Raw genomic sequence first — 20,472 nt, 5'->3', positions numbered from 1 at the left:
ATGATGAAGTATATTCAATATACCTTGCTCAACGGGCTATTTTTGACGCTACTTGGCTGTAATGGTTATGTTGTTCTCGATCATTATGATGATGGTAGTATCAAGTACAAGTGTCAAATGACAGGTTCCCAAAAAAATGGAGAGTGTATATACTATTTCCAAGATGGCTCCACTAAGCAGATCGAAAGCTATTCAAAAGGAAAACTTAATGGGCAATCATCCTTCTGGTATCACAATGGTCAATTGCATTGGAGAGCTGAATACACAGAGGATAAAAAAAATGGATTGGTCAAGTATTATGATTCTCTAGGACAGCTGTATCAAGAAACTACATTTCTTGATAATGAACTACATGGAGTTAGTAAGTCGTATTTTTCTAGCGGAAACCTCAAAAGCTTTGGAAAGTACAGAGTTGGAACCCCAATAGACACCCATAGAATTTTCTTTGAGGATAACAAAATCAAGCTAATCCAGATATTCACAAAAGAGGGCCTATTAGAAGATTATTCCAAATACGATGAAAAGGGGAACCTCGTTGATTCGTTGATTGAATACGAATTTGCAGTGAGCGATTCGACAGGCTACCACATTGTATCAATTCGAATGACCAACCCAATGTATGATTTCATGGGTGTTGTAGTTGGGAAATTAGATTCTATTAACCATAGTGTAGTTGATACGTTGCGACTTGAACAAAGTGAGGATTACGAAATTATGTTCTCTCTGAAAAGCAGCAACAGCGACAATTATCTAGAAGGAATCATATATGATTTGGAGGATTTAGGGAACAATAAAGCTGTGGTAAAAAGATCTCTAACTTTTAAGCTTCAACTCCCTCCTGATAGTCCGAGTAGCTAGGCTGCGAATAGCACTAAACGACAGAGCGAGACAAATGAATCGAGCGATCGGCCACAAGCACAAAGAGCCCTTGCAGCAATGCGGGGGCTTTTTACTTCCAGGGCTTCGCCGCTCCAATTTCCAGCAGGTAGTCAGAAAGGTTTTCACCATCATGCACTACCTCGGCCAAGTATCGAGCATAGCGGTCCCTCTTTTCCTTCATGGTCTGTATAGTAACTAGGGAACCTTCGGGGCAGAACTTTTTGGCCTTGGCTCTTGCACTTTTTGCTAATCGCAGCTGGTAGGATGCGACCCGGCCAGGGCGTCGGCGGTAAGCTCTGGGGCATTAATGCGAGCCAGCCGCACCTTCTCTTCTTCACATAGAAGCCCAGGTCTACTTCTACTAAAAGTGTGTCACAGGCAGGGATTTGCCGACTAGAAAGGGTTGAGCGAGGGAATTTATTAACATCATCCACTCTAAACGGATCAAATCATACAAATAAATCGTTATTTTGTGAGAAAGCTTCTATTTATGAGCGACACGCAAATACAAAAACTGGAATTACTTGAATGGATGGCTTCATTGGAAGATAAGTCCTTGATCGGTGAGCTGATTAAATGGAAAGAGGAACATCAGCGTATCAGTATAGAACAATACAATGCGGAAATAGAAGAAGCTGATGCACAAATCGAAGCAGGAGATTATCTAACCCATGAAGAAGCTGTAAAGGAAATCCGTTCATGGAGAGAAAAGTAGTCTGGAATAAACGACCTTCCAGCTCATTGAACAAAGCCTTGAAAAAGATTAGTGAGGACTCGTATCTTCAGGCTGAACGAGTGGAAGAGGCCATATTAGCGACATTGGAATTGGCCAGGCAAAACCCTGAAAGATACCCGCCGGATAAGTTTAAGAAGGAGAACCAGGGAAGTTATCGGGCTTTTGAAACCCATAGTTATCGCATAGCTTACCGGTTTACAGACACACAAGTCAGGGTATTAAGAATCAGGCATGTAAGGCAGGAACCAAAGCCCTACTAACCACAAACCTGCTCAGAAATCTCTATTGCTTCGTTCGGCTTATGGCCTTCACCCCACAGGTAAACCGGCGTGCTGTCCAGCCGGGCAGCAGGTAAGTCGCCAGCCAGTCCCGGCCCCCCCCGTGTCCGTGCAGCAAAGCCAGACAATAGCAGCGAACGCTGGTGCGAGTTTGAACCCGGTTGGGGAACCCGGACGGAGTCTCGTCCCAATAGCCACAAAGAAAGCCCTTGCCATACCGGTAAGGGCTCTTTTACTTCCACGGCTTAGCCCGGCTTCTCCGCCCCAATTTCCATCAGGTAATCAGAAAGGTTTTCACCATCATGCACCACCTCAGCCAGGTAGCGGGCATAGCGGTCACGCTTTTCCTTCTGAGTCTGTAAAGTAATCTGACAGCCTTTGGAGCAGAACTTCTTGGCCTTGGCTCGGGCACGGCCGGTTAGCACTCTTTGCTAAGCGCAGCTGGTAGCATGCGAACCGGCCAGGGCATCAGCAGTCAGCTCCGGGGTGTTTGTGCTGGCCAGTCGCACCTTCTCTTCTTTCTTCACATAAAAGCCCAGGTCTACTTCTACTAGAAGAATGTTCTTTCACTTTTCCAACAGGTTAGGGTATAAAAACTTGCGATATGCAACTAAATATAGTTACTTTTGGTTGTGTCCAGAAAGGAAAAGCTTATTGCAAGATTTGTAAGCATGCCATCCGATTTTCATTATGATGAGATGGTAAAACTGCTTGGATACTTCGGCTTTGTAGAAGTTAAGAAGGGGAAAACGGCTGGATCAAGAGTAAAATTCGAAAATGGAGAAGGCGTTCCGATCATGCTTCACAAACCACACCCGAACGGTCTTATGAAGCAATACCAAATGCGACAAGTAAAAGAAATATTAGAGTTATGAAATACCTGGAATACAAAGGCTATACAGGCAGTATAGAGTACAGTCCTGAGGATAATTTGCTCTATGGTAAAGTGCTGGGAATTAATGGCCTAATCTCTTTTGAGGGGCAAACAGGTGCTGATCTTGAAAACGATTTTCACCAAGCGGTCGATGCTTATTTAGAGGATTGTAAATCAAATGGTGTCGAACCTGAGAGGCCATTTAAAGGTAGCTTCAATGTAAGAATTTCACCGTCGCTTCATCAAAAGGCAGCTTTATTGGCAAAGGAAGCGAAGGTGTCTTTGAACAATTTTATAGCAGAGGCTATTCGGTTAAGAGTACAGAAATCGTGAAGAAATTTCGACTTCCCAGAAAAGAAAAAAGTCCTTTAGGGGGAAAGCTATTGCTGTATCCTGCAGATGAAAAAGGGAATTCGCCGCAAGTCTGAGCAGCTAAGCCATCCAATAGCAACGAACGCTGGTGCGAAACTGCGTCTAGTACCATTAGCCACAAAGAAAGAAGAGCTTGTACGGGGGCTTTTCACTTCCAAGGCTTGGCTGCACCAATTTCCACCAGAGGGTTAACTTAACGGGTTCGAGCCGCAGGGTCGCACCGGCGGCTTAGGAGATATTTTCTGTATCCTCCAATAGTATTTTGGACTTATTTTGCTGATAAATTTGGTTAATGCGTGGTTGTATAAACCATATGCCCACGTAGCCTGTCATCAAGAGTATCATCTCACCAACATGTTCTCCAAACGAGGTGCGTTTTCTTTTTTCAGCAGTTGTTAAGGCTTTTGAAGCAAAATAGTACAAGTAAACAAAGCTGAACAGCATGTAGAGGGGAATCAGCACTGCCCAGCCAAAGAAGCGAAGCTGATAGTCTAAAAGAATGGCTATTAGGGCAAATATTATGGCAAAGGCAAAGAGGTTAATAATGAGGAAGGTCTCACTTAATTGATACCGTCTTGGGATACAATTATTTAAAGCTCTCCCTAGTGTAAAAATCCACACAGTAAATGCCAGACCAACAAAAATGATTTTGACAAGTTGAATATTGGGGTCAAAATTAGGCACAAAGCCAGCTATCAAAGAAGGAATCGAAAGTGACAGAAAAATCTGATAGTGTTTAGCTTTTAATACGAACTCTTCCATTCGTTAGGAAATTAAATATTTACGAAGTCTCTAAGTTAAAAAAATACGTGACTTGAGTAGATAAATTCTATTCCCGCACCGAACCTTGTGGGATGCCTTTGGCTGGTGCCACTAGCAACAAAAAGCCCTTACCACGCAGCAAGGGCTTTTTTGTTAAGCTTTGTCTCTCATTTTAAGCGAGTGATCAAACTGCTTCTTCGTTTGAAGGAAAGAAATCCTCACCCTTTTCATCCAGCACTGACTGGTACAGTGAAGCAAACGATGCTTTGATCCACATCACGGCGGGGAATACGCCAACAAAGAAGCAGATCAGCCCAAGGATGAAAATGAAGATGGACAGAAAGCCCAGGCCAAAGATCTTCCAGCCATGGCCCCTGGTCAGCTTCCAGCTGGTTTCCACTGCACTGATGGGGTCAAGTCCTTTGTCCATCACCAGATAGGAGGAGAACGCCAGCCTGCAGCCAACAATGATGCCGGGGATGATAAAAGCCACCATGGCCATGCCTACAAGGCCCACTATGAGCAGGTGATTGAGCACGATGGTCAGGTAGTTATTCACACCGTTGATGAAGTCCTTAAAGTTGAGCTTTTGTCGCCTTACCCCCTGCACAAAAATATAGTCGGCGCCGTAGTCGAATACCGGCATCACTAAAAAGAAGTGAGCGGCAGCAAGGAACTCAGCGAATATGATGCCTGGGGTTAGACCTCGTTCGAAGTCGAGACTGAAAAGTGATTTGACGAAATTGCCTTCACCGGTAAGGCCACGGCCAAAGAGTTCCATCAATCCGTCCAGCAAGCTGAGCAGAATGATGATAAGAAAGAAATAAAGGAAGTTGGCTTTCATCGTTTCCCAGCCTGAGGACAAAGCCTTTCCTACGCCGGGAGTTGTTGTTGTAAAATCATTTGAGTTTGACATTGAGATATAATTTTGTTGATGACTCAAATGTAGGGGGAGTGGTCGCCATCCTTTAACTACCAAAGTAGTGTTTTTACTTTCACTACTTTAGTATTGAAGCTACTTTGGTAGTGGTGTCTACTTTAGCCAAAGTAACCGACGAACTATTTGATGACTGTAGAAGGACTGGTTTTCTGGATAAGCTTTATTTTTTGCCTGGCGCTAGCGGCTGGAGGCATTATGGTGATTTTCAGATTCACCAAACTAAAGGCACTGCCAGCTTTCCAACACCTGCAGTATTTTTTGATTTTGTTGTACACCTTTGGTTTCTACAGCCTTTGGAGTGAGTCGTTTATTGCCTTTATGCCTTTTGCAGAACAGGTAAAACCTTTTTCAAAGGTGCTGACTGTGCTGGGCATTCCGTTTATCGCCTTCAGTGCTGCGCAGCAAATGTACTGGAGCAAACAAGTCACGCTAAAAAGCACACATTGGGTCGTTATTCCTTCCCTGGCAGTTATCGTTAGCATTGTTGTAATCACTCAATACTATGCGTTGGAATGGACAGTGCTCACGTCGTTACCCAACGTTTATGCGGTGTTTGGCTTTGTTGCATCGGCTTTCTGTGGAACGCTGTTTCTCACTCAGAAAACGACCCTCCTGTTGACCAGAGATCGCCTGGCACTTACTGCGGCACTTTTTGCCCTCGCCATTTTTTATGGTTTTGAGTACATGACATCCACCGTTAATGTCATGCTTCAGGCCCTCAGCCACTTCGTCTTCTTCCTGCTCAACACTTTCATTGCCGTTTACTTCGTGTATACCATTAAGTATGAAGCTGCCAAAGAAATCGATGCTCCGTCAGCGGAAGCGTTTATTGCCAGGTTCGCTCTCACAGCCCGTGAATCCGAAATTGTCAGGGAGATATACAGTGGCAAGACCAACCAGGAGATAGCCGATACGCTGTTTGTGACGTTGCAGACAATTAAAGACCACACCTCGAGGATCTACCAAAAGACCGATGTGAAGAGCCGGGCTCAGCTGATCAGGCTGATGCGTGATTTTGTCTAATCATACCTTGACAGATTAAGTACCGTGTGATTTTTCTCCTGATTTACCCCTGCCCTTCTATGTTGTAATCCAAGAAGTGGCCAGCAATACTTTGCCTCCATGTTCCTTGTTAGTCATGATAAATCATCATAAAAACATCCTTCTATCAACGGACTAGTAAGCCGCATTTCCTTGTTTAATTTCTATGAATGAAAGCAGCAGCCTAAAGGAAACGAATACTAAAATTTAGCATCGCAAGGGCTGAGTAGCTGTCTTTCAAGTGAAGTTTGTTTTATGATGATAGTCTCTTCATTTAACCACCGCATATTCATACTCTGTTTCATTTTTCAATACAAACCTTATACGATTCAATAACTTTTTAGCTATTCGAATAATAGCTCTATTTGGCTTCATTCGCTTACACAAATTACTATAAGCCAGAGCTAGAGCAGGATCAATTCTACTGGCAACCCATGCACTTTCAATAAGTACCCCTCTCAATGGTTTATTGCTTCTGGGTGTAATGCTTCCTGTTCGATCTTTATCTCCTGAAGAATTAGTAGATGGAATCAGTCCAATATAAGCACAAAGTTTATCCAGGTTCTTGAACCGGTTGATCTGCTCGAGTTCTGTAAGCAAAGTCATCGACACAACCAGTCCTACTCCGGGAATACTTTTAAGGCAGTTAATTTTATGAGCATACGCCTCACTTTTAGCTATTGTCCTTAGCTGCTTATTGATTTTGAGTAGTGTAGACCGTAAATGATCAACTGTATCCACCGTGTCGGCTATTACGGTATGGCCGTAATCTGTCGATAGCCTTATGGTTGCTAACCATTTGGAGAAATTAGCTGACCAGTGGCGTGATGCAGAGTCCAGTTCTGCCGGAATTTCAATACCATAGAAATGTAAAGAAGCTTTGACCCTGGTCTTGTTTCTACTGATTTCCTTGACCAAAGTTTTACGGTACCTTACCAGCCCACGAAGTTCTTCTATAGCCCTGTCTGGAACATGGATAGCTTCTAATTCTCCAGTACGTAAACAGCGTGCAATTTTTCTACTATCTCGGCTGTCCTCCTTTTGTTTCTTCTCTTTATCTGTGGTAGGAATGTCTGCTGGGTTGACTACAATATTGTGTATGCCACATGCCTCCAGAGATCGGTGAACACTGTAACCGCAAAATCCTGCCTCATAGGCTGAATAATATTCGGCCCCTGGAAAGGTTCTCCTTAGATAGCTGGCTAAAGTCTCAGCTCTCGGATCCTGTGAAAACGTCTTATGTGTAAGCTGTTCCAATAATATGGTCACTTTCCAACTGGTTAAATGCACATCAATGCCAACGAATACCTTTTGACCTTCGAAGTTCAATTCTTTACTTTTACCTTTCATAAGCTTCTATCTTTTTAGTTTGACAAGTGTTGATGTCTATCCAAAACTAAATTGCATAGAAGCTTATGCTTTTACAATCATAAGGCCTAAAGGGAGTCAGGAGAAAAATTTGTCTGTTTCCTTTAGGTTCAGGGCGAAAACAGGCAGATTTTTCGAATGTGTCAAAGTAGACTTAACTTGTTTTTATTCCCTGTTGCTCTGTCGCAAAGACTACAAAAGTTTGTAAGGGAGCTTGAAAGTTAGTGTATCTCCAAGCTTAGTATGAGAGCTAACAGCAGCACCTTTGGCGAAACTTTTGTAGTCTCATTCTGCTAAAATCAGCCACAAATTCCCATAATGATGCATGGCACTGGCTTTTTTGAGCGCTTCATCGCCCACACCCATATACACATCTACATGGCCGGGGCCTTTAATGGCACCGCCTTTGTCCTGGGCTGTCACTATGGTAAAGTCATGTCTAAGCAGCTTGCCGCTTTCGTCCAGCACTGGCAAGTGGGCCAGCAAAACAGCACCCAGTGGAATAAACTGTGTGTCCACCGCAATGGAATGCTCCGGGGTAAGCGGGAAGCCATAGGCCCCTTTTGGCTCTTCTTTGACGGGCGCCAGGAAGGTGTAAGACTGGTTCTTGTAAAGAATAGTCTCAAGGCTGTCGGGGTTTTGTACAAACCAATTCCTGATACTCTGCAACGAAATGTCGCTTTCTGAAATGTGTCTCTGTGCAATCATGTACTTGCCAAGGCTGGAATAGGGTAGCCCGTTTTGTCCATTAAAAGCCAAAAACTGTAGTGAGCCGTCGGAAAAGGCCGCATAACCAGAGCCCTGCACTTGCAGGAAGTAATTTTCGAGAAGACTGGATGTCCAGGCGACTTCAAGGCCTTTGTTTTTCAAAGCACCCTGTCCGTCTATCTGCTTTCGGGTAAGGGGCTTTTGGCCGGATTCCGAAGGCTTTTTGTAAATCGGGTATTTGTATTTCTCTGTGGCTACTGGGCTGGCGTCCAAAACAGGGGTAAAGTAGGCCGTAAAGTGCACGTTGCCTTTGCCGTCCTCACCTTTGATCTGATACAGACTGAATGAGGAAGCAGTTGTTGGGTTTTCAATGGATTGGATCAGTGCCCGCAACGTATTTCGAAGCTTTTCGTTGGTCGGTTTCAGGTTTTCGAGGTTGTACTTTTGATCGGGATCCTTCAAAAAGAGGTATCGGTATTGGTTTTTTAAAGACACGATCAGGGCCGAGTCGCTGTGCTCAAGCGCCTGCCGAAGCCCTTCCGAACTTTCTTTCTTGGTGTAAAGCAAAGGCAACGTGGCGGCTGTAATGTCTTTTCCGTTTCCCTCGAAATCGTATCCGTGACCAATAGCAGTTGGCTTTGTTTGGCCGCTGGCCACAAACGGGCCGAAATTGAGGCTAAGAAAAGCGAGGCCGACAAAAGTTAGCCCTGGCAATTTTGACGTCATTATTTCGACAGTAGAAAGGTTTTTAGTTCCGTTAAATTGTCAGCGTTAAGCAAATCAACACCGTTGTTAAGCAACACCTGCCATGAGGCCGGATCATCAGGTGTAGCCCAAAGCCTTAGTTTTTTCCCTTCCTTGTGGGCTGCATCGCTCAGCTGCCTGATTTTAAGCCGGATGTCGAACGGAATTTCACCGTTGCCGTTCCAGAAGCCAAGCGACTTGAAGGAGGTGCTTACTACAGGCATTTTATCAGCAGTTATGCCCTGACCAAGGTCGTTGGGTCGGCCATCAAGGCTGACCAGGTTCTCAGGGTCATTCAATATTGCGGTAATAGGCCTTTCACCGGAAATGAAGATCGTTACCGGGCCATCCTGCGTTTTTGTTTTGAGCAGGTGTTTGTATGGCTGCAATTGCTCAATGAGCTTGGCGTAGGTGCCTTCGGCGTCGTTTTTAAAGTCGATCATGAGGTAAAAAGATCCGCTATAGCCGGGATACACCTGCCCATTATTGGCTTTAACAACCTCATCAAGAGGCTGGAGGTAGAGTTCTGTCAAAGTCTTGGTGTTCTTCAATGAAACAGGCTTGTTGTGCGTCACATAAAGCTCGTCTTTGATAAGGAAAATGTCGGCCTCTACACTGGTGAAACCGTTCGAAAGTGCATCGAAGAGTGGTTTGTCGTGCTCGTAGTCGTTGTGGGCGTGGGCATTGGGCAGGGGAATTACCTGGGCAAAAGATAGGGTAGATGCAAGAATGGCTTGAGTGAGAAGAAGTGCAACTTTCATAGCGTAAAAATAATGAATTGTCAGATGCCAAATAGGCCATGAATTAGCCGGAAAGCAAGGCTAACGGGCTATGTTAAGAAAGGTTAATCCTTCTTTCCCCTTCCCGAATCTTTAAGGGCCTTGTTGATGATCCATTCTATCTGCCCGTTGGTGCTGCGAAATTCGTCAGCAGCCCACTTCTCAATAGATTTGAGCATCTCTTCGTCAATTCGAATCACAAATGCTTTTTTCTTCCCCATCACAAATTATTTCCCGTTCAGCTTAAATCCTTCCAAAGCATTGAGCATCTCGTCAGGCATGTTAGTTGACAGCAAAATGGTTTTTCCATTGGTAAGCTTCAATTCTACAAAATATTTCCTTGTCATCATGTACGATGCCTTTTTCGTGAAGGGATTGTAGTGCATGCGGCTTTTTCTCATTTTTTGAAACCATTTAGCTTTTTCCACCCGAAAGCTGTCTATTTCTTCGGGAGCAATTACTTTCCACTTGACGAACGGAGGCATCCTGAAGCGAAGCCTGTACTTGTTGATGTCGATTTCGAGTCGCTGGCTGGCTACTAAACTGAACACCAACACAGTGAAAACAAAAGCCCCCGATGCGATGAGCAGATATTTTACCGTAATGTCATTTCCATCACCACCGGTTGCTTTCAGAGCTTCCTGATAAGTCAAAACAAGCGGGCCAACAATTGCGCCAATAGACGTGAGGGCCAAAAATATAAGCAGCCCCCGGTCTATTCTTTGCGTTTCTCTAAACTCCGTCATTACCGTATCCTTTCGAGCAAAACCACATACCCTCCGTGGTCATTGGTAAAATTGACCACTCTCCAACCGCTAGCCGCCATTTCATTCAACTTTTTTTCAAACTTCGCCAGGCTCTCAAAGCCGCCTTTTTGTAGAAATTTATATTTTTCCATGGCTTAGTGATTTAAGGTTCCAGTGTTGATAACCGGGCTAGTGTCTTTGTCGGAACAAAGCACAACCATGAGGTTGCTGACCATTGCCGCCTTTTTGTCTTCGTCCAGGTCAATGATCTGTTTTTTCGATAGTTCCGCAAGTGCCGCTTCTACCATGCCCACAGCTCCTTCCACAATTTTGAATCTGGCAGCAACAATGGCTGTCGCTTGTTGGCGCTTTAGCATCGCCTGGGCAATTTCTTCGGCATAGGCAAGGTAGCCAATTCTCGCTTCGAGTACTTCAATGCCTGCGATGTCAAGTCTTTCTTCCAGCTCTTTTTCGAGGTTGTGATTCACTTCTTCAAGGCCTGACCTTAGCGAAACTTCCTCTTCATGGTCGTCGAAATTGTCGTAAGGATAGCGACCGGCAAGCTTTCTAACAGCTGCATCTGTTTGCACCCGAACGAAGCTCACATAATCATCTACCTCAAAGGCAGCTTTGAAAGTTTCTTTTACTTTCCAAACAAGGATCACGCTGATCATCACAGGGTTGCCCAGCTTGTCGTTCACTTTCAGTCTTTCGCTGTCGAAGTTGCGGGCACGCAGAGAAATTTTCTGCTTTTGATACAGTGGGTTAACAAAGAAGAAACCATTGTTCTTCACCGTACCCTTGTATTCACCAAACAGGGTAAGCACTCTCGACTCATTGGGGTTCACAAAAAAGAAACCGGGAGTCATCACAATAGCCAGCACGACAAAAATGGCCGACAAGGGCAAGCGGGCTACAGCCAGCCCAAGGATGCCGCCGATGAGAAAAATCAGGAATAATGCGATCATAGGATAGCCGGATGTAGGTTTGTTAATCTTTTCAGTGTCCATACCAGAATGATTTAATATGATATTAATTTGATATCAATATACGACGAAAGCTTAGAATGGTTGCAGTCAGGTAAAATTAATTGTTCAGAGATGGTGGAGTGTGAACCGTAGAATGTGCTAGATATTTACTGCTACGGCTACAACCAACCCTATGGCAGCAATGCCAAACACCAGTAGGATTGCCTTCCAGATAAACTTGAACCAATCGTTGTAGGCAACGCCAGCTGAGGCAATCACTGCCATGAGTGTGCCGTTGGTGGGGGTGATCAGGTCGGTGAGGCTGGCGCCGTACTGGTAGGCCAACACCACAATTTGGCGTGACATGCCTGTGAGATCAGCAATGGGGGCCAGTAGTGGCATGGTAAGCATGGCCTGCCCTGAAGTGCTGGGAACAGGAATGTGTATGATAATGTGAGAGATCATCATGCCAATAGCTGTGATCATTTGTGGGAGGCCATCCAGCGGCGAGAACAGGGCATGTACGATGGTATCGACGATCATACCCTCCTGCATAATCAGAAAAATAGCCCTGGCAAACCCAACTACCACGCAGGCGAATACCATGTCTCTAAAGCCGTCAGTATACGCCTCTCCGGTGCCGTTGAACCCCAATTTCCCAATGACACCAGCAGTAATTCCCAGGGCAAAAAATGAAGCAGCCATTTGAAGAAAATCCCATTCCAGCGTCACGGCCCCGTAGATCATGACCCCAAAAGTTACCAGCAGAAGGGACAAGATAGCCACAGACCTTGTCGACAACCTGGGAGATGGAGACGCCGGGTTCATTGTGCTGCCTGCTTTTGATTTTCCGTACTTCAGCACAAAGAAAATCCAGACAGCGAGTGCAATGACCGTAAAAACGATGCGGAACAGGCTATCGGAGAATGGTTCTACGCCGGCTACCTTTTGGGCAATTAACACCACAAATGGATTAGACGGGCCAAAGGATCCCCCAATATTGGCGCTCCCGAAGCTTATCGCCACAGCGGCCTCTTTGGTGTAGCCGGTTTTGGCGGTGAGCAATAATACGATGGGCATCATGGCGATCACTTCTTCTGCAAGGCCATTCAGCACGCCTCCAACACAAAAAACGACGCCAACGAATACCATCAGGGCCATTTCGGCATTCTTAAATTTGGTCACCAGCCAGCCCAGGGCTTCATTGAAGGCTCCTGTTTTTTCAATCACATAAAAGCAGCCACCCAAAATAAGAATGAAAGTAATGACATCAGCGCTGCTCACAATGCCTTTGGGGATGGCCACCAGCATATCGAAGAAAGTAACAGGTTGATTTTCGATGGTATGATAACTTCCCTGTACCACCACGTCCCTTCCAGTGGCTTCGTCCGGCACCCTATCGTATTGCCCTGCCGGAACGACCCAGGTCATGACCGTGGCCAGGGCAATGAAGAGGAGCATGATCATGATAGGATGCGGGAAGTTACGCTTCATGGGTCGGTCGTTAGCAACCTTCAATATAAGAATTAGCAAATAAGAAATAGGAGTTGCTGAGATCACTTTGGCCGTTCTTTACTTGCCCTGGTAAAGTTTCCGCCGGAATAGGCATTTCGGATAGCTGTTTTACCTTTGCAACCAAATCGTAACTATGACCTTGCCTCGCATCAAGCCTTTTGCTTATAAAACCGCCGATCAGTACTATTTCAGGCTATCACTTATTTTCTATCTGCTGGCGGCTATTCCCATGGTGCCGTTTATTGTTGTGTATCTTCAAATGCAGGAAGGAGCTCTTGCACCGCCCTTTGGAGCCGATTTGAACGCCACCATCACAGCCATACTTGCCGTCTTTGCATTTGGCAATGTGGTGCTGGGCATGCGGCTTTATAAACAGGAAATTCAACCGTTGAGTAAGGAGCACTCTCTGCGTGAACGGCTCGATCTCTTCTTTCATGCGTCAATGATCCAGTATAGCTGCATGGAAGCGGCCGCCATCATGGCAGTGGCTGGCCTCTACCTTACCCGTATGACATTTTTTGTGCTGCTCTATCTGGGTATGCTGATCATTTTTGCGCAGGTTCGGCCGGAAATGCGACGGATCAGCAAGCAGCTTAAAATGACAAAAGAAGAAGAGGATATCGTTTATCAAAAAAAGGAAATCGACTGAGCTGTAACCACAGGTAGAAAATTGAGTAACCACCGAAACTCAATCCTGTCATGGTCAAAAACTACTTCACTATCGCATTGCGGGTTCTTCGCAGAGACCGGCTCTTTTCCATTGTCAACATTCTCGGCCTTTCTGTCGGACTGACAACTGTGCTTTTCATCTTTTTGTGGGTAAATGATGAGATCTCCTTTGATAAGTTCCATGAAGAGATCGAAAACATCTACTACGTGTATGAGCATCAGGAATACTCTAACGGCCAGAGTTTTTACTCCTACGTCACTCCCGGGCCACTAGCGCCAGCCTTGCTGGAGAGGTATTCTGAAATAGAGGGGGCAGTACGTTTTACCTGGGCCAACTTTACCATCAAAGTCGGAGATGTGCTGGTGAATGAAGATCAGGTATACATGACTGATCAGAGCTTCTTTGATGTTTTCTCCTTTCGGGTTTTGAGAGGAAAAAGGGAAACGCTTCTCACCGATCCGTCTTCTATCGTTATTACCAGAGACTTGGCCATCAAATATTTTGGTAGCGACTGGGAGCGGCAAGATGTGGTTGGCCAGGCGATCCGTCTCGACGACAAGTGGAATGTGGCTGTAAGTGGCGTGGTAGAAAACCCTCCCCGACAGTCGGGTTTGCAGTTTCATGCTGTCGTGCCTTTTCATTTTCTTGCCGACCGGTGGGGCAGTTGGATTGAAACAGATTGGGGCTCCAATGCCCTGCGAACTTATGTGAAGCTAGCCAATGGAGCCAATGCGGAGGCGCTCGCCGATGCATTAAGGTATGAGGTAGAAACACACAACGAGGGGTCTAACGTGGAGTTATTTCTTCTGCCTTTTGAGGAGCTGCATCTCACAGCGCTCAATGGTAAGAACGACCCCAAAACCTACTTGAGAATTTTTGTGGTCGCAGCCATTTTCATCCTGCTCATTGCCTGTATCAACTTTACTAACCTGGCTACTGCACGGGCGATGAAGCGAGCCAAGGAAATAGGAGTAAGGAAGTCGATAGGCGCTATGAGAAGTCAGCTCATAGGACAATACCTGATGGAGTCACTGGTGCTGGCATTGGTTTCTTCCATTGTGGCCGTTGGCCTGGCTGCTGTGCTGTTGCCCTGGTTCAATCAGGCATCGGGCAAGCAGCTACTTTGGACGGACGTGGACGCTATATTTGTTGCCGGTCTGGCCATCATTGTCGGCTTTACTGGCATTTTCGCTGGTATCTATCCAGCTTTTTATCTCTCATCGTTCAAACCTGTGGAAGTGTTGAAAGGCACCGTGAAATTGCAGGGAGGTCTTTTTCGTAAGGCGTTGGTCATCCTTCAGTTTACCCTGTCAACAGTGCTTATTCTTTCCACGGTGGTGGTGAATAGACAACTCTCTTTTATGAAGAGCAAAGACCTTGGCTACAAACTGGAGAATGTCATTTACCTCGAAATGAAAGGCGACCCTCAGCCAGGCTATAAGGCGTTGCAGGCAAATGCTAATCGTTTTCCCGAAATTTTGAGCCTCACTGTCGCCGATCAGGTGCCTATCAATGGGGGATATTCCACCTCCAATATGGACTGGGAAGGGAAGGATCCTGAATCAGATGTTAACGTCTATTTCATTAATACTGGCTACGACTACCTTCAAACGCTGGGCATTGACCTGGCGGCCGGGCGTACACATTCGAGGGAGTTTTCCACTGACACAATGAATGTGGTGATCAACGAAGCCATGGCTGAATTAATTGGCAGATCTCCAGACGAACTTGTGGGAGAAAGGTTCAGGTTATGGAAAAACGAAGGAAAAATCATTGGTGTGGCAAAGAACTATCATTTTGAAAAAATGAATGCTAAAATTAGCCCGCAGGTTATTTCATTGAGCCCGAGAAGAAGTAACAACGTGATGGTGAGAATATCAGGCGCCAATTTGCAGCAGTCGCTGGCAAGTGTGCGAACCATTTGGGAAGAGGCAGTACCTGACCAGCCTTTCGACTACTCGTTTATGGACCAGGAGTTTAATGAGGTCTACGAAAAAGAGACCCAGGTGAGTCAGCTATTTACATCATTCTCTGTCATTGCCATTTTGATCTCCTGTATCGGGTTGTTTGGACTGGCATCTTTTGTGGCCGCCCAAATGAGAAGAGAAATCGGTTTGAGAAAAGTACTGGGAGCTACCATGCAGCAGATCGTTTTTGCGTTTTCGAAAAGATTTCTTGGCTGGGTCATAGTGGCCAATATCATTGGTCTGCCGGTGGGCTATTGGCTAATGAATTTATGGTTGGAAGAATATGCCTATCGCATCACAGTTCAGCCGACCATGTTAGCGGCAGTGGCATTGCTTACCCTTGGCATTACGCTCACCACCATTTTGCACCAGTCGATCAGCAGCGCTGCAACGAATCCGGCAGACGTGCTGAGGCATGAATGATCAACCGCTGCGGGAGGATGTCTTTTGTTTTATTGGCTTGTTGGTTACTTTAGCCATCGTTCGTTTTTTTTGAAAACGAAATGTCACACTGAGCCTGTCGAAGTGTTTAGGGGAACCGTCTTCGACAGGCTCCCACTGACATTCAGTATGCTGACAAATCTGTTAACCAATAACTCCACCCAATGAACAATCAACTCTGGTTTATGACTTCCGCCTTCGATTACCTGAAGCTGGAGGAGATCATTGACAAGGCTAAAGAAGTAGGCGTGCAGGGGCTCGACCTTTGCGTATTCAGAAGAGACGGCACCAGGCAAGACCATGTAGCTACCCACCTGGATTACGAGGACTTCAGCCCGGCAGAAGCCAGTCGCATCATCGACTTATTCAATAGCCATCATTTGAAATTGTCGATTGGGGCCTTCGAAAATCTGATTGGCGGCGACGAAGCGGAGCGGATAAAAAACCAAAACCACCTGCTCAAACTGATCCGCATTGCCCACTTGCTGGGTGGCGATGAAAACGACGTGAAGGTGGGCACCTTCGTTGGCTACAACCATGAGATGGGCAATACGGAAGGCGGCTTCCAGAAGAATCTCGATGAGTACGCCCGCATTTTCTCACCGATTGTGAAATATGCTGAAGACATGGGAGTAACCATCCTGTACGAAAACTGTCCCATGGAAGGCTGGAGGTCGGAAGGCTTCACCGGCACTTTCAACAATTTGCCCGGAGTACTCGCTGCCCGCAAGCTCATGTATGAATTGATTCCCAGCAAGGCACATGGTGAAATCTACGACCCGTCCCACGACGTTTGGCAGAATATTGACCCCGCAGAAGTAATCAAAGCCATGGACGTCACCCGCCTTCATCGCATCCATGTGAAAGCCACCAGAAATCTTGATAACACGACCCGTACGCACTGGGGGGCGATGTATCCGATGCAGTCGGTGAACAAAGACCTGGCAGCCAAAGCAGGCATACCCATTGCAGCCCACAGCTGGGATCGACATAATTACGAAGCCATGATGCCGGGCTTTGGCGGATCGGACTCGATGGACTGGAGAAAGTTTGTCGATGTGCTGAACGGCAGAGGTTTCAATGGCCCCTATGAGATGGAAAATGAGGCTAAGCTTTCTAAAGGTACTGGAAATGAAGGGGCGATTATGCAGGGCTATAAGGCAAGCTTGCTGTTTTTGGCACCTATGCTGTGGCCGCTTAGCGATGCAGGCTATTCTTATGATCAAAGCAAGAGCACCCCGTTAAAGCAGTTAGAAAGGAAGGATTTGAAGGTTGTGGAGATGAGAGAACTGAGGTAAGCTTAAGTTAACCAGTTATTTGGTAACGCTAAGAAGGCCATTGCCGTAAATCTCAATCATAAACACTGGTATCTGTTGATCTAGATCGTGAAAATAGTCCATGTGTTTTTCGATGATGTTCATAAGCTCAGCGTTAGAAACATTGCCCAGATTTATCTTAATCAACTTTCTAGGTTTGTTCGAAACGAGAAAACTATTTCTAAAATCCTGATCCTTTGAAATCAAAATAAGATTATTGTCATCAGCGAAGTCCGCAATCGCCTGATCTTTTGAATGCCACAGATCCAAAATGAAATTGACGTGTTCTGAACTATAGCCAAGTTCCTGGATTCGTTTGGAAATTTTTATCGAAATGTGGACATCACAAAGAAACTTCATACGTTTTCCTGCTGAATCGTTTCTCCAGAAACCGAAAGCCTGGCGAAGTTCAGAGCTGCTTGTATGTCTTCTTTTTCTAGTTCCGGGTGATCGGAAATAATCTCTTCGGTAGACATCCCTGCACTAAGCATATCAAGAATGACTTCAACAGGCCATCGCATACCTCTTATCACAGGCTTTCCGTGACAGATAGTCGGATCAATCGTTATCCTACCAGATGAGTTATTCATTATTGTGAAAATACGAAGATTTTACCAAATAGTTGAAATTGGGTTGTCATCCTGAAAATGCGATGATAAGGTCACCTCATCCGAATGTCAAAAAAACAACTGCAGCTTACCATTATGAGAAGTTATGTCTGCCTCCATATGATAAGCTGCTTTAATATTTTCTTTGGTCAGCACTTCTTTTTTCGATCCATCCGCTAAAATTTTGCCGTTGCACACCAGCACCACCTTATCGGCAAATCGGGCGGCCAGATTGAGGTCATGCACTACACCTACTACCACAATGTCCTGCTGCTTGATCAGCTCCATCACTTTGTACATGAAGTCGAACTGGTAGTATACATCGAGAAACGTTAATGGCTCGTCGAGAATGAGGTAGCGGCTGCCTTCTTTTGGCGGATACCAGATTTGTGCTACCACCCTGGCAAAATGCACCCGCTGTTTTTCGCCGCCACTGAGCGTTATGTAGTTTCGGTCGGCCATAGCGGCTACGTCAAAGAAGGTCATGGCTTCCTTGCAGGCGGTGAAATCCTTCTGCTCCGGCTGGCCGCTAAAATGCGGATAGCGGCCCATCATGACCACCTCTTCCACTGTCAGTGGAAAAGCGAGTTCGATGTTTTGTGATAACACAGCCCGCCGTTGTGCCAGCTCAGCTACGGAAAACTTGTTGATGTCTTTCCCATCGTAGGTGACAGTCCCGTGATCAGCTATATGCTGATTACACAATACCTTAATGAGGGTCGACTTGCCGGCTCCATTGGGGCCAATGATGAGGTTGAGCTTGGCCGGTTCAAACGCTACAGACACGTTATCGAGTAACGTCTTTGAGCCTATCTTGTATGTGATATCGGAAGCTGCCAGCATATCAAAAGAAGTAGTTTTTTCTCCGGAGGAGAATGATGAAAATCGGTACACCAACGACTGAGGTAACAATGCCAATGGGCAGCTCAGCAGGACACAGCACCATTCGGGCGGTGAGGTCGGCCAGGCTCAGAATGATGGCACCCAAAAGGGCGGAGTCCCGGATCAGCACCCCGTTGTCGGAGCCGCTGATCATGCGCAACAGATGAGGCACGATAAGCCCAACAAAGCTGATAACCCCGACAAAAGCGGTCGCTACTGCAATCATCACCACATTAATAGTAAGAATGATCAGCTTCAATCTTCTGATATTGATGCCGAGGTACATGGCTTCTGTTTCTCCAATCATAAGGGCATTGAGGTGTTTGGAGTAGCGCATCGACAGTCCGATGCAAGCAAAGGTAGAGATGCCTACGATGGCCACCGAATGCCAGTTGGCACCAGACAGCGTACCCATGCCCCAGAAGGTAATGGACCGGGCCTGCGGGTCACGGGCGATGTAGGAGAGGAAGCCAACCCCGCTCATGAACAGGGCATTGATGGCTATGCCAATCAGCAGTAGCACGACGACGGAGCTTTTTCCAGTTTCTTTGGATTCGGAGAGTAGAAAAACCAGGTAGGTAGAGACAACTGCTCCAGCTGAAGCTGCCAATGGCAATGTCCATTCACCAGTATTGAATTGGAAGGTAGCGCCGAGTACAAAATACAGGGCAGCTCCAAAGGCAGCTCCACTAGAGGTTCCGATAAGCCCTGGCTCTACAATGGGGTTACGAAACAAAGCTTGCATAAGGGTGCCGCCTACTGCCAGGCTAGCACCCACAAGCAGGCAAAGCAAAGCCCGGGGCAGACGGATGTCCATGAAAATTCGCTCATTCAGAGGCATACTACTTGCGTCGGTATCGGCTCCGCTCAGATATTTGCCCAGCGAGGAGCTGATTTCATCAGAGCTGATATTGATGGCACCAAACCTGGCAGCAAGAAAGGCTGTGATGGCCAGCAGTATCAGCAGAACGAGGAGGACGCCCCGCTTTTTAAAGTTGAGCTTCATCCTGATGAATTAGCTTTTGAAGCATCAGTACATTTTCCCCGGTTCTGGGGCCGATATACACCATGTCATGTTCTTCCACCCGATAAATTCTGTTGTTCTGTGCGGCTTTGGTGCCCGCAATGCCAGGCAGCTCCATGATCTTTTCTGAAGTTCCCAGTCTATCATAGCCAAAGTCGGTGAGGAGGATGACATCGGGGTTGGACGCAGCCACGACCTCAGCAGATAGCTGACGCATGCCCCTTTCGTCATCTACGGCCATTTTGGCACCTGCCCAATTAATCATTTTGGCAGCGGTGCTTTTCTTCGTCATAACCAAAAATACGTTGGATGCCTGACCAAAATGGATTACCAGCACATTCAGTGAATCGGTATAATTGGCCGTGTTATCCAGCGCTAGTTTCATATCGGCGTCCAGTTTTTTGCAAAGCGAATCGGCCGTAGCTTCCTTGTGAAAATACTGGCCCATTTCCTTCATCAGTGCCTTGGTGCTTTCAATGTCTTCACCTTTGGTGTCAAACACTTTCATAGGGATTTTAAGATCCTCCAACTGTTTTACGACATGCTCAGGGCCGATATTATTGTCGTGAATGATGAGCGTAGGCTTGGCGGCCAGCACGCCCTCTGCACTCAAAGCCCGGTGGTAACCAACGGTTGGTAGCTCTGTGGCCTCAGGAGGGTAGGTGCTCGAGACATCTACTGCGGCGATGTCCTTCTCTGCTCCAAGTGCAAAAATGATCTCGGTGTACTGCTTGGCAATGCACACGATCCTTTCGGCGTTGTTTGTCTTTTTATCTTCATTGCCAAAGCGCCCACAGCCTGCAAGCAGGAGAGCGACAATGGCTACTAAGTATAGCTTTTTCATAGTTAATCGG

The 20,472-nt window shown here is 46.2% G+C and carries 26 protein-coding genes; 9 read left to right on the top strand and 17 right to left on the bottom strand.

The window, feature by feature from the left end:
- Nucleotides 1-858 carry a toxin-antitoxin system YwqK family antitoxin gene (locus RT717_RS19675; RefSeq protein ID WP_317488062.1) on the top strand — a complete coding sequence of 286 codons (858 nt, stop codon included), beginning with the start codon at nucleotides 1-3 and terminating at the stop codon, nucleotides 856-858.
- Between the two features lie 91 nt (nucleotides 859-949).
- On the opposite strand, the gene RT717_RS19670 is transcribed toward RT717_RS19675, so the two are convergent.
- A complete protein-coding gene (locus RT717_RS19670) occupies nucleotides 950-1,135 on the bottom strand; it encodes a thermonuclease family protein (RefSeq protein ID WP_317492369.1) in 186 nt (61 codons plus the stop codon).
- Between the two features lie 216 nt (nucleotides 1,136-1,351).
- Between RT717_RS19670 and RT717_RS19665 the strand changes: the two genes are divergently transcribed.
- Together RT717_RS19665 and RT717_RS19660 are read left to right on the top strand one after the other, a co-directional pair.
- The gene (locus tag RT717_RS19665; protein ID WP_151997849.1) at nucleotides 1,352-1,594 is read left to right on the top strand and encodes a hypothetical protein; all 243 of its coding nucleotides are present in this window, start codon (nucleotides 1,352-1,354) and stop codon (nucleotides 1,592-1,594) included.
- Complete coding sequence (locus RT717_RS19660; protein ID WP_317488061.1) at nucleotides 1,579-1,875, top strand: type II toxin-antitoxin system RelE/ParE family toxin; 297 nt, start codon at nucleotides 1,579-1,581, stop codon at nucleotides 1,873-1,875. Before RT717_RS19665 ends, RT717_RS19660 begins: the two co-directional genes overlap by 16 nt.
- Nucleotides 1,876-2,138: 263 nt before the next feature.
- On the opposite strand, the gene RT717_RS19655 is transcribed toward RT717_RS19660, so the two are convergent.
- Nucleotides 2,139-2,318, bottom strand: a complete 180-nt coding sequence (locus RT717_RS19655) for a thermonuclease family protein (RefSeq protein ID WP_317488060.1) — start codon at nucleotides 2,316-2,318, stop codon at nucleotides 2,139-2,141.
- 207 nt (nucleotides 2,319-2,525) lie between these two features.
- On the opposite strand from RT717_RS19655, the gene RT717_RS19650 reads away from it, so the two are divergent.
- Nucleotides 2,526-2,768: a type II toxin-antitoxin system HicA family toxin gene (locus tag RT717_RS19650; RefSeq protein WP_317488059.1), complete on the top strand. Its 243-nt coding sequence runs from the start codon at nucleotides 2,526-2,528 to the stop codon at nucleotides 2,766-2,768.
- Nucleotides 2,765-3,100, top strand: a complete 336-nt coding sequence (locus tag RT717_RS19645) for a type II toxin-antitoxin system HicB family antitoxin (RefSeq protein ID WP_151997852.1) — start codon at nucleotides 2,765-2,767, stop codon at nucleotides 3,098-3,100. Before RT717_RS19650 ends, RT717_RS19645 begins: the two co-directional genes overlap by 4 nt.
- 267 nt (nucleotides 3,101-3,367) lie before the next feature.
- Here RT717_RS19645 and RT717_RS19640 read toward each other — a convergent pair whose 3' ends face one another.
- Both RT717_RS19640 and RT717_RS19635 read right to left on the bottom strand, forming a co-directional pair.
- Nucleotides 3,368-3,901 carry a hypothetical protein gene (locus RT717_RS19640; RefSeq protein ID WP_317488058.1) on the bottom strand — a complete coding sequence of 178 codons (534 nt, stop codon included), beginning with the start codon at nucleotides 3,899-3,901 and terminating at the stop codon, nucleotides 3,368-3,370.
- A 184-nt stretch (nucleotides 3,902-4,085) separates the two neighbouring features.
- Nucleotides 4,086-4,817 (bottom strand): hypothetical protein, encoded by a 732-nt coding sequence (locus tag RT717_RS19635; RefSeq protein WP_317488057.1) that lies wholly within the window; start codon nucleotides 4,815-4,817, stop codon nucleotides 4,086-4,088.
- A 150-nt stretch (nucleotides 4,818-4,967) separates the two neighbouring features.
- On the opposite strand from RT717_RS19635, the gene RT717_RS19630 reads away from it, so the two are divergent.
- On the top strand, nucleotides 4,968-5,864 hold the full coding sequence (locus tag RT717_RS19630; protein WP_317488056.1) for a response regulator transcription factor: 897 nt from the start codon (nucleotides 4,968-4,970) through the stop codon (nucleotides 5,862-5,864).
- 288 nt (nucleotides 5,865-6,152) lie between these two features.
- On the opposite strand, the gene RT717_RS19625 is transcribed toward RT717_RS19630, so the two are convergent.
- From RT717_RS19625 to RT717_RS19590, 8 genes are all read right to left on the bottom strand, one after another.
- Entirely contained in the window at nucleotides 6,153-7,232 is a 1,080-nt protein-coding gene (locus tag RT717_RS19625; protein WP_317488055.1) for an IS110 family RNA-guided transposase, read from the bottom strand.
- Nucleotides 7,233-7,535: 303 nt separating this feature from the next.
- Nucleotides 7,536-8,684, bottom strand: a complete 1,149-nt coding sequence (gene mltA / locus RT717_RS19620) for a murein transglycosylase A (RefSeq protein WP_317488054.1) — start codon at nucleotides 8,682-8,684, stop codon at nucleotides 7,536-7,538.
- A complete protein-coding gene (locus RT717_RS19615) occupies nucleotides 8,684-9,463 on the bottom strand; it encodes a phosphatidylinositol-specific phospholipase C/glycerophosphodiester phosphodiesterase family protein (RefSeq protein ID WP_317488053.1) in 780 nt (259 codons plus the stop codon). Before RT717_RS19615 ends, mltA begins: the two co-directional genes overlap by 1 nt.
- A gap of 83 nt (nucleotides 9,464-9,546) precedes the next feature.
- Nucleotides 9,547-9,702 carry an Arc family DNA-binding protein gene (locus tag RT717_RS19610; protein ID WP_151997859.1) on the bottom strand — a complete coding sequence of 52 codons (156 nt, stop codon included), beginning with the start codon at nucleotides 9,700-9,702 and terminating at the stop codon, nucleotides 9,547-9,549.
- A gap of 6 nt (nucleotides 9,703-9,708) precedes the next feature.
- Complete coding sequence (locus RT717_RS19605) at nucleotides 9,709-10,227, bottom strand: hypothetical protein (protein ID WP_317488051.1); 519 nt, start codon at nucleotides 10,225-10,227, stop codon at nucleotides 9,709-9,711.
- Nucleotides 10,227-10,379, bottom strand: a complete 153-nt coding sequence (locus RT717_RS19600) for a DUF4177 domain-containing protein (RefSeq protein ID WP_317488050.1) — start codon at nucleotides 10,377-10,379, stop codon at nucleotides 10,227-10,229. Before RT717_RS19600 ends, RT717_RS19605 begins: the two co-directional genes overlap by 1 nt.
- Before the next feature lie 3 nt (nucleotides 10,380-10,382).
- Nucleotides 10,383-11,237 carry an SPFH domain-containing protein gene (locus RT717_RS19595; RefSeq protein WP_317488049.1) on the bottom strand — a complete coding sequence of 285 codons (855 nt, stop codon included), beginning with the start codon at nucleotides 11,235-11,237 and terminating at the stop codon, nucleotides 10,383-10,385.
- Nucleotides 11,238-11,354: 117 nt separating this feature from the next.
- Nucleotides 11,355-12,689, bottom strand: a complete 1,335-nt coding sequence (locus tag RT717_RS19590; protein WP_317488048.1) for a YfcC family protein — start codon at nucleotides 12,687-12,689, stop codon at nucleotides 11,355-11,357.
- 154 nt (nucleotides 12,690-12,843) lie between these two features.
- Between RT717_RS19590 and RT717_RS19585 the strand changes: the two genes are divergently transcribed.
- The 3 genes from RT717_RS19585 (at nucleotide 12,844) to RT717_RS19575 (ending at nucleotide 17,086) form a co-directional block, all read left to right on the top strand.
- A complete protein-coding gene (locus RT717_RS19585) occupies nucleotides 12,844-13,359 on the top strand; it encodes a hypothetical protein (protein ID WP_317488047.1) in 516 nt (171 codons plus the stop codon).
- A gap of 50 nt (nucleotides 13,360-13,409) precedes the next feature.
- The gene (locus RT717_RS19580; protein ID WP_317488046.1) at nucleotides 13,410-15,770 is read left to right on the top strand and encodes an ABC transporter permease; all 2,361 of its coding nucleotides are present in this window, start codon (nucleotides 13,410-13,412) and stop codon (nucleotides 15,768-15,770) included.
- A gap of 182 nt (nucleotides 15,771-15,952) precedes the next feature.
- Entirely contained in the window at nucleotides 15,953-17,086 is a 1,134-nt protein-coding gene (locus tag RT717_RS19575; RefSeq protein WP_317488045.1) for a sugar phosphate isomerase/epimerase family protein, read from the top strand.
- Between the two features lie 15 nt (nucleotides 17,087-17,101).
- Here RT717_RS19575 and RT717_RS19570 read toward each other — a convergent pair whose 3' ends face one another.
- The 5 genes from RT717_RS19570 to RT717_RS19550 all read right to left on the bottom strand — a co-directional run bounded on the left by RT717_RS19570 (nucleotide 17,102) and on the right by RT717_RS19550 (nucleotide 20,462).
- A complete protein-coding gene (locus tag RT717_RS19570) occupies nucleotides 17,102-17,464 on the bottom strand; it encodes a DUF5615 family PIN-like protein (RefSeq protein ID WP_317488044.1) in 363 nt (120 codons plus the stop codon).
- Nucleotides 17,461-17,694: a DUF433 domain-containing protein gene (locus tag RT717_RS19565; RefSeq protein WP_317488043.1), complete on the bottom strand. Its 234-nt coding sequence runs from the start codon at nucleotides 17,692-17,694 to the stop codon at nucleotides 17,461-17,463. The genes RT717_RS19570 and RT717_RS19565 overlap by 4 nt, the downstream gene beginning before the upstream one ends.
- Before the next feature lie 87 nt (nucleotides 17,695-17,781).
- Entirely contained in the window at nucleotides 17,782-18,555 is a 774-nt protein-coding gene (locus RT717_RS19560; RefSeq protein WP_317488042.1) for a heme ABC transporter ATP-binding protein, read from the bottom strand.
- 1 nt (nucleotide 18,556) lies between these two features.
- Nucleotides 18,557-19,600 carry a FecCD family ABC transporter permease gene (locus RT717_RS19555; protein WP_317488041.1) on the bottom strand — a complete coding sequence of 348 codons (1,044 nt, stop codon included), beginning with the start codon at nucleotides 19,598-19,600 and terminating at the stop codon, nucleotides 18,557-18,559.
- Complete coding sequence (locus RT717_RS19550; protein ID WP_317488040.1) at nucleotides 19,584-20,462, bottom strand: heme/hemin ABC transporter substrate-binding protein; 879 nt, start codon at nucleotides 20,460-20,462, stop codon at nucleotides 19,584-19,586. Before RT717_RS19550 ends, RT717_RS19555 begins: the two co-directional genes overlap by 17 nt.
- Nucleotides 20,463-20,472: the final 10 nt, after the last annotated feature.

This window comes from Imperialibacter roseus, from assembly GCF_032999765.1.
GTDB lineage: Bacteria > Bacteroidota > Bacteroidia > Cytophagales > Cyclobacteriaceae > Imperialibacter > Imperialibacter roseus.
The sequence above is the reverse complement of the archived record's forward strand: the minus strand, read 5'-3'. Positions and strand labels throughout refer to the sequence as shown.

Coding starts and splice junctions, on each gene's coding strand:
- RT717_RS19615 (WP_317488053.1), bottom strand. CDS start 9,463: ATGAAAGTTGCACTTCTTCTCACTCAAGCCATTCTTGCATCTACCCTA.
- RT717_RS19585 (WP_317488047.1), top strand. CDS start 12,844: ATGACCTTGCCTCGCATCAAGCCTTTTGCTTATAAAACCGCCGATCAG.
- RT717_RS19550 (WP_317488040.1), bottom strand. CDS start 20,462: ATGAAAAAGCTATACTTAGTAGCCATTGTCGCTCTCCTGCTTGCAGGC.
- RT717_RS19570 (WP_317488044.1), bottom strand. CDS start 17,464: ATGAAGTTTCTTTGTGATGTCCACATTTCGATAAAAATTTCCAAACGA.
- RT717_RS19640 (WP_317488058.1), bottom strand. CDS start 3,901: ATGGAAGAGTTCGTATTAAAAGCTAAACACTATCAGATTTTTCTGTCA.
- RT717_RS19575 (WP_317488045.1), top strand. CDS start 15,953: ATGAACAATCAACTCTGGTTTATGACTTCCGCCTTCGATTACCTGAAG.
- mltA (WP_317488054.1), bottom strand. CDS start 8,684: ATGACGTCAAAATTGCCAGGGCTAACTTTTGTCGGCCTCGCTTTTCTT.
- RT717_RS19600 (WP_317488050.1), bottom strand. CDS start 10,379: ATGGAAAAATATAAATTTCTACAAAAAGGCGGCTTTGAGAGCCTGGCG.
- RT717_RS19605 (WP_317488051.1), bottom strand. CDS start 10,227: ATGACGGAGTTTAGAGAAACGCAAAGAATAGACCGGGGGCTGCTTATA.
- RT717_RS19560 (WP_317488042.1), bottom strand. CDS start 18,555: ATGCTGGCAGCTTCCGATATCACATACAAGATAGGCTCAAAGACGTTA.
- RT717_RS19675 (WP_317488062.1), top strand. CDS start 1: ATGATGAAGTATATTCAATATACCTTGCTCAACGGGCTATTTTTGACG.
- RT717_RS19645 (WP_151997852.1), top strand. CDS start 2,765: ATGAAATACCTGGAATACAAAGGCTATACAGGCAGTATAGAGTACAGT.
- RT717_RS19580 (WP_317488046.1), top strand. CDS start 13,410: ATGGTCAAAAACTACTTCACTATCGCATTGCGGGTTCTTCGCAGAGAC.
- RT717_RS19625 (WP_317488055.1), bottom strand. CDS start 7,232: ATGAAAGGTAAAAGTAAAGAATTGAACTTCGAAGGTCAAAAGGTATTC.
- RT717_RS19660 (WP_317488061.1), top strand. CDS start 1,579: ATGGAGAGAAAAGTAGTCTGGAATAAACGACCTTCCAGCTCATTGAAC.
- RT717_RS19630 (WP_317488056.1), top strand. CDS start 4,968: ATGACTGTAGAAGGACTGGTTTTCTGGATAAGCTTTATTTTTTGCCTG.
- RT717_RS19590 (WP_317488048.1), bottom strand. CDS start 12,689: ATGAAGCGTAACTTCCCGCATCCTATCATGATCATGCTCCTCTTCATT.
- RT717_RS19595 (WP_317488049.1), bottom strand. CDS start 11,237: ATGGACACTGAAAAGATTAACAAACCTACATCCGGCTATCCTATGATC.
- RT717_RS19610 (WP_151997859.1), bottom strand. CDS start 9,702: ATGGGGAAGAAAAAAGCATTTGTGATTCGAATTGACGAAGAGATGCTC.
- RT717_RS19635 (WP_317488057.1), bottom strand. CDS start 4,817: ATGTCAAACTCAAATGATTTTACAACAACAACTCCCGGCGTAGGAAAG.
- RT717_RS19565 (WP_317488043.1), bottom strand. CDS start 17,694: ATGAATAACTCATCTGGTAGGATAACGATTGATCCGACTATCTGTCAC.
- RT717_RS19555 (WP_317488041.1), bottom strand. CDS start 19,600: ATGAAGCTCAACTTTAAAAAGCGGGGCGTCCTCCTCGTTCTGCTGATA.